Raw genomic sequence first — 11,410 nt, 5'->3', positions numbered from 1 at the left:
CCGGAGCAACAGCAACCGCCGAAGCAAAAGCTGGCTTCCTGTGGGATGGCGGGGTGGGTCCGGTTACGGGGGACGCTGCAAGTCCCCCTCCGGGGCCCGGCCCAGCCGCTGGCGGCTGTGCGTTCGGGCGCTTGCGAAGCAGTGCTTCGCAAGCAAAGCGCCCTCACCCATGTAAGCTCGGTCGCCGCTTGCTCGTGTGCGCTTTCCTGCGCACACGGCAAGACCGGGGTTGGGCGTCCTGCCCAACCCGTCGGGCGCATGCGCCCGACCCATGCGGCTCACGCCCCCGCAACCGGACCCACCCCGCCTTTGACAGATTCTCGCGAGCTGCCGGCGCCCTGTGTAGAGCCGAGCCATGCTCGGCTCAAATCTCACAGATATCGAAATGTTCGATTTCAATGGACGCTCATCCACGCACGGCGTGGATCTACCCGATCGCGAAAATCTGTCAGAGGTGGGGCGGTGTGGGCTTGCAGGACCGTTGGCGCCATGGATGGCGCCATCGAGCCCCCATGGACGGGTTTACGGCGTGTCCTGCAAGCCCACACCGCCCCGCCCAACCAGCAGACACCCCAGAGCCGGCTGCTGCCTTTGACGTTGCTCTGGCTTGAAGGCTTCTGCAGGTGCAGGGCGCAGCCCTGCCGACTCCCCCGCCGGGGTAAACTAGCGCGATGGCTTCCCGTCCCGCGCACGACCTGCTTCAACGCGTCTTTGGTTACGACGATTTCCGTGGTCCCCAGCAGGACATCGTGGAGCATGTGGCTGCCGGTCACGATGCCCTGGTGCTGATGCCCACCGGCGGTGGCAAGTCGCTGTGCTACCAGGTGCCGGCCCTGCTGCGTGACGGATGTGGCATCGTCATCTCGCCACTGATCGCGCTGATGCAGGACCAGGTCGAAGCCCTGCGCCAGCTCGGCGTTCGTGCCGAGTACCTGAATTCCACCCTGGATGCCGAGACCGCCGGCCGCGTCGAACGCGAGCTGCTGGCCGGCGAGCTGGACATGCTCTATGTCGCCCCCGAGCGGCTGCTGACCGGCCGCTTCCTGTCGCTGCTGTCACGCAGTCAGATTGCCCTGTTCGCCATCGACGAAGCCCACTGCGTGTCGCAGTGGGGCCACGACTTCCGCCCGGAATACCGCCAGCTGACCGTGCTGCACGAGCGCTGGCCGCAGATTCCGCGGATCGCGCTCACCGCCACCGCCGACCCGCCGACCCAGCGCGAGATCGCCGAGCGTCTGGATCTGCAGGAAGCGCGCCACTTCGTTAGCTCCTTCGACCGCCCCAACATCCGCTACACCGTGGTGCAGAAGGACAACGCCCGCAAGCAGCTGACCGATTTCCTGCGCGGCCACCGTGGCGAGGCCGGCATCGTCTACTGCATGTCGCGGCGCAAGGTCGAGGAGACCGCTGAATTCCTGTGCGGCCAGGGCTTCAACGCCCTGCCCTACCACGCCGGCCTGCCGCCGGAGGTGCGCGCGAACAACCAGCGCCGCTTCCTGCGCGAGGACGGCATCGTCATGTGCGCCACCATCGCCTTCGGCATGGGCATCGACAAGCCGGACGTGCGCTTCGTGGCGCATACCGACCTGCCCAAGTCGATGGAAGGCTACTACCAGGAAACCGGCCGCGCTGGTCGTGATGGCGAAGCTGCCGAAGCCTGGCTGTGCTACGGCCTGGGCGACGTGGTCCTGCTCAAGCAGATGATCGAACAATCCGAGGCGGGCGAAGAACGCAAGCAGCTGGAACGGGGCAAGCTCGACCACCTGCTGGGCTACTGCGAATCCATGCAATGCCGCCGCCAGGTGCTGCTGGCCGGTTTCGGCGAGACCTATCCCCAGCCGTGTGGCAACTGCGACAACTGCCTGACGCCGCCGGCCTCGTGGGATGCGACCATTCCGGCGCAGAAGGCGCTGAGCTGTGTCTACCGCAGTGGCCAGCGCTTCGGCGTCGGCCACCTGATCGACATTCTGCGCGGCAGCGAGAACGAGAAGGTCAAACAGCAGGGCCACGACAAGCTCAGTACCTATGCGATCGGCCGCGACCTGGATGCGCGCACCTGGCGCAGCGTGTTCCGCCAGCTGGTGGCCGCCAGCCTGCTGGAAGTGGACAGCGAGGGCCACGGCGGCCTGCGCCTGACCGATGCCAGCCGTGACGTGTTGACCGGCCGCCGCCAGATCAGCATGCGCCGCGACCCGGCCAGCAGCACCAGCGGACGCGAGCGCAGCGCACAACGCACCGGATTGTCGGTACTGCCGCAGGATCTGGCCCTGTTCAACGCGCTGCGCGGCCTGCGTGCCGAACTGGCCCGCGAACAGAACGTGCCGGCCTTCGTGATCTTCCACGACAGCACCCTGCGCAACATCGCCGAGCAACGCCCGACCAGCCTGGATGAACTGGCCCGGGTCGGCGGCATCGGCGGCACCAAGCTGAGCCGCTACGGCCCGCGCCTGGTCGAGATCGTGCGCGAAGAAGGGTAGCGCCGGGCGCCTCGCCAGGCGCCTCCCCATCGCCAACCGTGCGCTCGGCTCTACACTGGTGCAGGTCCAACCTTGAACCGGCCATTCAGCCGGAAGTGCATCCACGGCCGCTTGCGGCTAGATTAGCGCCATGTCCCTCGCCTCGACCCTGCTCCGTGTCGTGCTCATGCTCAGCCTGCTGCTCAACGGGCTGAACGCGGCCATGGCCAGTGGTCACGAGGAAATGGGCCGGATGGCCCACGCGGTAGCCGCCCTTGATGGCGGCGATGCCGACTGCCACCACCACGCCGCCATGCAGGCCGACGAGGCCCCGCAGTCCAAGGCCCCCGCCCACGACGCCCACTGCCAGATCAAGGACTGCGTGCGCAGTTGCGCCCAGCACCCGCTGCTGGTGGTGCAGCCGTTGCCGTATCTGGCGGGCCCGGCACTGTCGCTGGCGCCGCAGCCGATGCCGGCCACTGGCCGGCCGGCGCCGCCGCTGCCGCCGATCTCACGCCCTCCCATCGGCTGATTCCACACGCATCGTGCGCCTGCGCACCGTAGCCGGCCCCTGCCGGCATCTTTACGTGTCTGGAGTCACCACCATGAATACCCGCATTCCCCCCGGTCCGGGCGCTGTGCCCATGCCGTCGCGCCGCCTGTTCGTGCAGGGCCTGGCCGCCGGTGGAGTGGTTGCCGGCATCGCCGCTGTCGGCGTGCCGCAGCGTACGCTCGCCGCCACGGCCGCCCCGCGCCTGGCCGGCGCCCCGGCCGTGCTCAGCGATACCCGCATCGAACTGGCCATCGGCGAATCGCTGGCCAACTTCACCGGGCGCACCCGCCCGGCGATCACCGTCAACGGATCGCTGCCGGCACCGATTCTGCGCTGGCGCGAAGGCCAGACCGTGGACCTGTTCGTGCGCAACACGCTGGAGCGCCACCCGACCTCGATCCACTGGCACGGCATCCTGCTGCCGGCCAACATGGACGGCGTGCCCGGCCTGAGCTTCAACGGCATCGGCCCCGGCGAGACCTACCACTACCACTTCCAGCTGAAGCAGTCGGGCACCTACTGGTACCACAGCCATTCGATGTTCCAGGAGCAGGCCGGCCTGTACGGTGCACTGATCATCGATCCGGCCGAGCCAGCGCCTTACCACCACGACCGCGAGCACGTGATCCTGCTGTCCGACTGGACCGACATGGACCCGGGTGCGTTGTTCCGCCGCATGAAGAAGCTTGCCGAGCACGACAACTACTACAAGCGCACCCTGCCCGACTTCCTGCGCGATGCGAAGCGTGACGGCTGGTCGGCCGCGCTGTCCGACCGCGGCATGTGGGGCCGGATGCGCATGACGCCCACCGACATCTCCGACATCAACGCGCACACCTACACCTACCTGATGAACGGTACGGCGCCAGCCGGCAACTGGACCGGGCTGTTCCGCAGCGGGGAAAAGGTACTGCTGCGCTTCATCAATGGCGCCTCGATGACCTACTTCGATGTGCGCATTCCCGGCCTGAAGATGACCGTGGTCGCCGCCGATGGCCAGTACATCCATCCGGTCAGCATCGATGAGTTCCGCATCGCTCCCGCCGAAACCTACGATGTGCTGGTCGAGCCCACCGGCCAGGACGCGTTTACCATCTTCTGCCAGGACATGGGCCGCACCGGCTTCGCTGCCGGCACGCTGGCGGTACGCCATGGCCTGCAGGCGCCGATCCCTGCACGCGACCCGCGCCCGTTGCTGACCATGAGCGACATGGGGCATGACATGGGCGGTGGCGGTCATGGCGGGCACGACATGACCGCGATGAAGGGCATGGAAGGCGGCTGCGGCGCCAGCATGGGCCACGGTGCGCATGGCGGCGGTGATGCCGCCAGCAAGGCGCCAAAGCACCCGCCCAGCGAGCGCAACAACCCGCTGGTGGACATGCAGAGTTCGGCTACCGAACCGAAGCTGGACGACCCCGGCATCGGCCTGCGCGACAACGGTCGCCAGGTACTCACCTACGGCGCGATGCGCAGCCTGTTCGAGGACCCCGATGGCCGCAAGCCGAGCCGCGAGATCGAGCTGCACCTGACCGGCCACATGGAGAAGTTCTCCTGGTCGTTCGATGGCATTCCGTTCGCCAGCGCCGAGCCGCTGCGACTGAACTACGGCGAGCGCATGCGCATCGTATTGGTCAACGACACCATGATGCAGCACCCGATCCACCTGCACGGCGTGTGGAGTGATCTGGAGAACGCGCAGGGCGAATTCCAGCTGCGCAAGCACACCATCGACATGCCACCCGGCACCCGCCGCAGTTACCGCGTGCGTGCCGATGCGCTCGGTCGCTGGGCCTACCACTGCCATCTGCTGTACCACATGGAAGCGGGCATGATGCGCGAAGTGAGGATCGAAGAATGAGCCGCTCACTGCTTTCCCCCAGCCTGCTGGCCCTGGGCCTGGCCACCGCATTGCCGGTGTTCGCGCAGTCGCATGCCGGGCATGACATGGGCACGATGGACTCGCCGCCGAAGACCGCGAAGACCCCGGCCGAACCGGTCGATCATTCGAAGATGGATCATTCGAAGATGAACATGGGTGCGGCGGGTCAGGCCGGCATGGGCCACTCCACGATGGACCACTCGAAGATGGACCATGGCGCGATGCAGCCAGCGGCGATGAACCATTCCACGATGGATCACGCCGCCATGGGTCACGGCACGCCCGCACCGATCGAACCGCGCGAGCCGATCCCGGTTCCCACCGATGCCGACCGCGCTGCCGCCTTCCCTCCGATCGCGCATGGTGCGATGGAGCATGCACCACAGATCAACAGCCTGCTGCTGATCGATCGCCTCGAACACTGGGACGGCAAGAACAGCACCGGCCAGGCCTGGGAGGCCACCGGCTGGATCGGTGGCAACATCAACCGCCTGTGGTTGCGCACCGATGGCGAACGCAGCCGCGGCAGCACGGAATCGTCGTCACTGGAAGCACTGTATGGTCGCAGCGTATCGCCGTGGTGGGACGTGCTGATCGGCGTGCGCCAGGACTTCCGGCCGGCCGACTCGCGCACCTGGGCGGCCATCGGCATCCAGGGCCTGGCGCCGTACAAGTTCGAAAGCTCGGCGACGCTGTACATGGGTTCCGGTGGCCAGGTGCTGGCCAAGGCCGAGGTCGAGTACGACGTGCTGTTGACCAACCGCCTGATCCTGCAGCCGCTGCTGGAAGCCACCGTCGCAGCCAAGGATGAGCCGGAGTACGGCATTGGTCGCGGACTGAACAAGGTCGAAGCCGGGCTGCGCCTGCGTTATGAGTTCAGCCGCCGTTTCGCGCCATACATCGGCATCAGCCACGAGCGCACGTTTGGCGACACCGCCGATCATGCTGGCGACCACGCACGCGACACGCGCTGGGTGGCGGGCGTGCGCATGTGGTTCTGAGCAGCGGTTCGTGAGCAGTGGCCAGCCCCGGCAGCCGCCGGGGCCGGCTACACTGCGCCACGTTCCAATGCAGGCTCCGCCATGTCGCTGCAGATCCGCCGCGCCACCCTCGCCGATGTCGACGCCCTGTCGGCCATCGCGATTGCCACCTACAACGAAACCTGGGGCGACTCGTACCCGGCGCAGCAGCTGCAGGATTTCCTGCAGGCGCACTACAGCAGCGAACCGCAGCGCGCCGAACTGTCCGACCCGCGCAGCGCGATCTGGCTGCTGGTGGACGGCGACAACGTGGTCGGCTACCTGGCTGCTGGTGCCAACACCCTGCCGCATGCCGAGGCCCGCGAAGGCGACATCGAACTGAAGCGGTTCTACATCCTGGCCGCACACCAGAACGGCGGCCATGGTGCACGCCTGATGGACGCGTTCATGGCCTGGCTGGACCAGCCGCACCGCCGCACCCTGTGGGTGGGCGTCTGGGAGGAGAACTTCGGCGCGCAGCGCTTCTACGCGCGCTATGGCTGCAGCAAAGTGGGCGAGTACGACTTCATCGTCGGCGATACCCACGACCGCGAGTTTATCCTTCGGCGGCCGTGATCACGTCTTTGTAGAGTCGAGCCATGCTCGGCTATTGGCGGCAACAGCCAGTCGAGCATGGCTCGACTCTACAGAGAGCGAAGCGCCTAGAAGTCGAACAACTCGGAGAGGAAGCTCTCCTTCTTCTTTTTCTTGTAGCCGTGGCCACGGTTGTCCTCGTAGCGCTGGCCGAGGTGGCGGGTATCACGGTGCGTCACCGGTGGCGGCGCGGACGCCGGCTGAGCCTGCACGGGCGCTGGCGGAGGTACTGCAGCACCGGCGCCTGCACGTTCGATGATCTTGTCCAGCTCGCCACGATCCAGCCACACACCGCGGCAACTCGGGCAGTAATCAATCTCGATGCCATGGCGTTCGGCCATCTGCAGCGTCTGGGTCTTGCACACGGGGCACAGCATCGGCATTGCTCCTGTCGGTCTGGTTTCGACTGTACCTGCACCGCGATGACTGTGCGGCAACGCGTGACCGATGGCACAGGGACTTCCGGCGCGTGCCAGCGTCCCTCGCCATCTTCCACACTGCAAGCTGGTTCCGCAGGGAGTGCGTGCATGACCGTCCTGTCCCGCCGGCCCAGCGCCGCGCGCCTGCTGCTGGTGCTGTTCGGCGTTGGCGTTGGCCTGAATCTGCGCGACATCGCAGCCGCCGCAGGCACGCCGATTCCCGCCTTGCCCATTGCTTACGGCGGCAGCCTGCTCGACAACGCGCTGGCCGTGCTCGTGGCACTTCTGCTGGCCGCGCTGCTGCGGCCACGCGGGATGGGCCTGATGGCCAGCCTGGGGCTGCGCGGCAACGGCTGGAGCGGCCCGATGTGGGTACTGCTGGCCAGCCTGCCCTGCTGGCTGGGCCTGGCGCTGCTCGGTACACCGAACAAGGCACTGACCGTACTGGATGCCACCATGCTGGCGGTGCTGTTCCCGCTGGCCGAGGAAGTACTCTTCCGCGGCCTGGGCTTCGTGCTGCTGGTGAAGATCGTGCGCGGCCCCTGGCCATGGCTTGCACTGCCGCAGGCGCTGCTGTTCGGCATGGTGCACTGGCTCGGCTTCGGCGGGTTCGACGGTGGCGGCATCGCGCTGTTCGTCGGCGCAGTGATCGCCCTCGGTGGCTTCATCTTCGCTTGGCTCGACCACCTCGACGGCGACACGCTGTGGTGCGGCCTGGCCCTGCACGTTTCGATGAACCTGGCCTGGAATGTGTTCAGCCTCGACGACGCCGTTGCTTTGGGCTGGCAGGCCACCGGTCTGCGCGTCGGCACCGCCCTGCTCGCGGTCGCGGTGCTGGCCTGGCACGTGCGGCTCCGGCGCCAGAGAAGCCTGTAACGCCCGCTTAGCCTGCCGTGCACGTCGGGATCACTACTGGCTTGCGCATACTTGCGCGCCATTTCACCGTTGCTGTCCGGAGTTGTCGCGTCATGTTGCTGTCCAAGCGCCACGTCGAACCCCGCGTCCTGCTCATCGAGGACGCCGAGGAAACCCGCGAACTGAGTCGACTGGCGCTGGAAAGCCAGGCCTGCCACGTGGCGGGCGTGAGCTCTGCCGAAGCGGCATTGGGCCTACTGTCCGCCGGTGAGCGTTTCGACTTGCTGTTCACCGACGTGAATCTGGGGGCAATCAGTGGCATTGAAGCCGCCAACCGGGTCCGCGGCCTGTATCCCCAGCTGCCGATCCTGGTGACGTCGGGCATGGACCAGCACCAGGTGCTGCCGCAGCTGCGCGACGGCATCCATTTCCTGCCCAAGCCGTACAACATGAGCGAGCTGCTCGACGCCATCCGGCTGTGCTTCCGGCATGCCGATGTGGGCGTATTGACCGGGCCGGATGCACAGGCGGCCTGAGGCGTTCATCCATGCATGGCGTGCATCTACTGCAATGGCCCTGTAGATCCACGCCATGCGTGGATGGCGCCCATCATCAACCGCTGCTGTACGGCCCGCTACCCGGGAACACCTTCAGCAGCGCACGGGTGATCGTGTCCGGGTAGACGGTGAGGTGATCCTCGTCATCGATCACCATGTTCTCCACCTTCAACGATCGCCCGCTGCTGCGCAGCTGCTCGGCGAATTCTGCGTTGTGGCGCAGCATGTCGTTGCGGGTGAAATAACGCGGTTCGGGCTTGACCGTTTCAAAGCTGCCCACCGACAGCACCACCGTGGTCGGCTGCGCCGGCGCCTTGGCTTCGGCCTGCATGCGCGGCACCCGATGGTCGTCGAACCACAGCGATGGGCTGGACAGGATGTAGGTGCGGAACATATCCGGGCGCGTGGTCAGCACATAGGCGCCGAACAGGCCACCATAGGAATGACCCGCATAGGCGCGCCGCGCCGGATCGGTGCGGTAGCGCGCATCGATCATCGGCAGTACCTGCCCAGCTAGGAAATCGCGATAGTGCGCCGCGCCGCCGTAGCTCACGTCATCGCTGTAATCACGCGGATCGGTACGCGCCGGGTCGCTGGGCGTGTAGTCGCGCGAGCGGCTCTGCTTGGAGGTCAGCCCTTCCTGCGGCGGCAGCCCGACCAGGATGAAATCCTCCAGGTTGACACCCTTCTGGCCCACCAGGTTGCGCACGCTGCGCACCAGCGGGAAGCTGTACAGCGCGTCGGTCACGTACAGCACCGGATAGTGCTTTTCCGGATGTGCGGCGTAGTCGGCCGGCAACGCCACCCAGACCGGATAATCGCGGCCGATCGGATCGTGCACGCGCAGCGCTTCGGTATCCGGCAGCACCACGCCCGACACAGCGGCGGCCGGGCTCTCCTTCGCTTCACTGTGCGCTGCCGGCGGCGCCACCGACAGCGCACAGCCACTCACGGCCAGGCAGGCCGCCACACTCCATCCACGCACACGCTGCATCCACACGCTCCCATTGCGGGCGGCGCACCGGATGGCGCCGCTGCCGCATCCTTGCATGGTGCGCAACCGGCTGCCAGTGCGGTCAGGGCGAGGCCGGCGGCGCCGGGAACAGTGTGCGCAGCGCCTGCAATGCGGCCGGATGATAGATCGTAGCGTGGGTTTCTTCCGGCAACGGCAGGTACTTCACCAGCGGCGACGGCGAAGCCTGCTGCAGCAACTCGGCCAGTCGTGCAGTGGATGCGGCCAGCTCCGGCTGCCCACTGCTGGCCAGGAATACGCGCGGCTGCGCACGCGTCACCGCCGGCAGCTGTTTGGCTGCGCCGGCCAGCATTGCGCCACGGTTCCACCACAGGCTGGGGTCCAGCGCGATGTAGCTGTTGAACAACGTTGGCTCCTGCAGCAGCGTCTCGACCACGAACAGGCCGGCCAGCGATTCACCGATCAGCGCGCGTTCGTCGGTAGTCGGGTAGCGCTGGCGCACCTGCGGCATCAGCTCTTCGCGCAGGAACGCGCGGTAGGCCGCCGAACCACCAATGCGCGGCGCGATCTTCCGGTCCTGCGGGTCGTTGCTGGGGCCGGTCATGTCGCGGCGGCGCTCGGTGTTCTCGATGCCAACCAGCAGGAACGGACGCATGCTGCCGTTGCCGCTCAGCACCTGCACCAGCCCGGCCACATGCAGGAAGTCCTCACCGATGCCGCCATCGGCCATGTACAGCACCGGCAGCGGCGCCTTCGGATCCAGGCCCCACGGCTGCGGGCGGTAAACATTGATGCGGCGGGTTTCGCCCAGCGCCTTCGACCCGATGGTGAAGGTCTCGCCGATGGCCAAAGGCGAGGCGGCAGCGGGCGGCGCGGTTTCTGCAGCCATCAGCGGCGCGGCGGAGACAGCGGACAACAACAGCGACAGCACGATCAGACGCATGGGGCGGCCCATCCTGGGAAAGTGCCGAGCATAACGCCAAGGCCAAGGCGTCGGCCGATTCGGCATGCCTGCACGTATGCTACGGCGCTGCGCGATGCTTGAACTGTATCGGGAGATGACTGCAATCGCGTTTGCTAACATTCATCGTTTCCTCCAAGGAGTTGGGACATGGGGGATTCAGCATTTAGCACTGGATCATTCTTCTGGCGGTCGTCCTGATCCCGGTCGGCATCGCAGCCGTCATCGCAGCGATTGTTCTCAGGCGAAAGTAGATCCACGCCATGCGTGGACGCGCATTCTGGGGATGCCTCAAGCGCATCCGCGATGGCGACGGCGCCGACGGCCTGCCCTGGCCGGAAACCGATCTGCCGCCCGGGCGGGAACAGGCGATGGCACACGCGGAGCGTGCCGCCGTTGGCATGTTGACCGTGGCGGAAATGCTGCACGCCGCGGAACGCTGCCGGTCGATGGCCACGCCCGACCGCCATCTGGATGAGGGGCTAATCGATGGGTTGTTCTTCGCCTGCCGCGGGCTGGCGGAACTGGTGTGCCGGGATATCCGGCCGGCGTAGCCGCCGTTGCACCCAGATCCGGTCCATACTTGGGACGGACTGGTTGCCAGTCCCTTTGAAACCTACAAGGAGGTTTGCATGTTGAGCGCCCTGCTCATTGTCGCGCTGGCTGCCAGCTCGGCCGCGCCCGTACCGTATGCCGATTGCCTGCTCGGCAACATCCAGCCCGGGCTGTCTGATCGTGCCGTGCAACTGGTGCAGGAGGCCTGTGCTGCAAAGCATCCGGAGAGCTTCGCCGCAGCAATGGAACTGGAACGCAGAACCAGTCTGCAGCGGCTCACCTATTTCGAGGCGGCAAGAGCGGAGGCGGCACGTTCTGCGAATGCAGCAGCAACGGCCGCACAGGAGGCTGCTGACGCGGCGGCGGCTAAAGCGAAGACTGCGCGGACGAAGTAGTTGCCGTGGAGAAGCGCAACAAAAAAGGCACCGCATTGCGGTGCCCTTCTGAATGACCTGGGTCATTGGATGCAATTGGTGGGCCGTGAAGGATTCGAACCTTCGACCAAAAGATTAAAAGTCTTCTGCTCTACCGACTGAGCTAACGGCCCATTGCACTGCCCCAGCCTTTCGGCGGGGTGGGCATTCTA

General features: G+C 66.4%; 12 protein-coding genes and 1 tRNA gene. 9 read left to right on the top strand and 4 right to left on the bottom strand.

Features of this window, described 5'->3' with window-relative positions:
* The first annotated feature begins 671 nt into the window (after positions 1-671).
* The 5 genes from recQ to G5A07_RS02275 all read left to right on the top strand — a co-directional run bounded on the left by recQ (position 672) and on the right by G5A07_RS02275 (position 6,486).
* Positions 672-2,477 (top strand): DNA helicase RecQ, encoded by a 1,806-nt coding sequence (recQ, locus tag G5A07_RS02295; protein ID WP_191862588.1) that lies wholly within the window; start codon positions 672-674, stop codon positions 2,475-2,477.
* A gap of 130 nt (positions 2,478-2,607) precedes the next feature.
* Complete coding sequence (locus G5A07_RS02290; RefSeq protein WP_191862586.1) at positions 2,608-2,988, top strand: CopL family metal-binding regulatory protein; 381 nt, start codon at positions 2,608-2,610, stop codon at positions 2,986-2,988.
* A 73-nt stretch (positions 2,989-3,061) separates the two neighbouring features.
* Positions 3,062-4,870, top strand: a complete 1,809-nt coding sequence (locus G5A07_RS02285) for a copper resistance system multicopper oxidase (RefSeq protein WP_191862585.1) — start codon at positions 3,062-3,064, stop codon at positions 4,868-4,870.
* Entirely contained in the window at positions 4,867-5,892 is a 1,026-nt protein-coding gene (locus G5A07_RS02280; RefSeq protein WP_191862583.1) for a copper resistance protein B, read from the top strand. Before G5A07_RS02285 ends, G5A07_RS02280 begins: the two co-directional genes overlap by 4 nt.
* Positions 5,893-5,973: 81 nt before the next feature.
* On the top strand, positions 5,974-6,486 hold the full coding sequence (locus G5A07_RS02275) for a GNAT family N-acetyltransferase (protein ID WP_191862581.1): 513 nt from the start codon (positions 5,974-5,976) through the stop codon (positions 6,484-6,486).
* An 86-nt stretch (positions 6,487-6,572) separates the two neighbouring features.
* Here G5A07_RS02275 and G5A07_RS02270 read toward each other — a convergent pair whose 3' ends face one another.
* Positions 6,573-6,881, bottom strand: a complete 309-nt coding sequence (locus tag G5A07_RS02270) for a zf-TFIIB domain-containing protein (protein ID WP_191862579.1) — start codon at positions 6,879-6,881, stop codon at positions 6,573-6,575.
* 150 nt (positions 6,882-7,031) lie between these two features.
* On the opposite strand from G5A07_RS02270, the gene G5A07_RS02265 reads away from it, so the two are divergent.
* Entirely contained in the window at positions 7,032-7,799 is a 768-nt protein-coding gene (locus tag G5A07_RS02265) for a CPBP family glutamic-type intramembrane protease (RefSeq protein ID WP_191862578.1), read from the top strand.
* A 92-nt stretch (positions 7,800-7,891) separates the two neighbouring features.
* The gene (locus tag G5A07_RS02260) at positions 7,892-8,314 is read left to right on the top strand and encodes a response regulator (protein ID WP_191862576.1); all 423 of its coding nucleotides are present in this window, start codon (positions 7,892-7,894) and stop codon (positions 8,312-8,314) included.
* Between the two features lie 76 nt (positions 8,315-8,390).
* Here the strand turns inward: G5A07_RS02260 and G5A07_RS02255 are convergent, their stop codons facing one another.
* Both G5A07_RS02255 and G5A07_RS02250 read right to left on the bottom strand, forming a co-directional pair.
* Complete coding sequence (locus G5A07_RS02255; protein ID WP_191862574.1) at positions 8,391-9,329, bottom strand: alpha/beta hydrolase-fold protein; 939 nt, start codon at positions 9,327-9,329, stop codon at positions 8,391-8,393.
* Between the two features lie 82 nt (positions 9,330-9,411).
* Positions 9,412-10,251: an alpha/beta hydrolase-fold protein gene (locus tag G5A07_RS02250; protein WP_191862572.1), complete on the bottom strand. Its 840-nt coding sequence runs from the start codon at positions 10,249-10,251 to the stop codon at positions 9,412-9,414.
* A 281-nt stretch (positions 10,252-10,532) separates the two neighbouring features.
* Here G5A07_RS02250 and G5A07_RS02245 point away from each other — a divergent pair, with 281 nt between their 5' ends.
* A complete protein-coding gene (locus G5A07_RS02245; RefSeq protein ID WP_191862570.1) occupies positions 10,533-10,823 on the top strand; it encodes a hypothetical protein in 291 nt (96 codons plus the stop codon).
* A 78-nt stretch (positions 10,824-10,901) separates the two neighbouring features.
* A complete protein-coding gene (locus tag G5A07_RS02240; RefSeq protein WP_191862568.1) occupies positions 10,902-11,219 on the top strand; it encodes a hypothetical protein in 318 nt (105 codons plus the stop codon).
* A 76-nt stretch (positions 11,220-11,295) separates the two neighbouring features.
* Here G5A07_RS02240 and G5A07_RS02235 read toward each other — a convergent pair.
* Positions 11,296-11,371 (bottom strand) — tRNA-Lys (locus G5A07_RS02235).
* Positions 11,372-11,410: the final 39 nt, after the last annotated feature.

It is taken from the genome of Stenotrophomonas sp. AS012628 (assembly GCF_010608305.1).
In the GTDB taxonomy this organism is placed as follows: domain Bacteria; phylum Pseudomonadota; class Gammaproteobacteria; order Xanthomonadales; family Xanthomonadaceae; genus Stenotrophomonas; species Stenotrophomonas geniculata.
The sequence above is the reverse complement of the archived record's forward strand: the minus strand, read 5'-3'. Positions and strand labels throughout refer to the sequence as shown.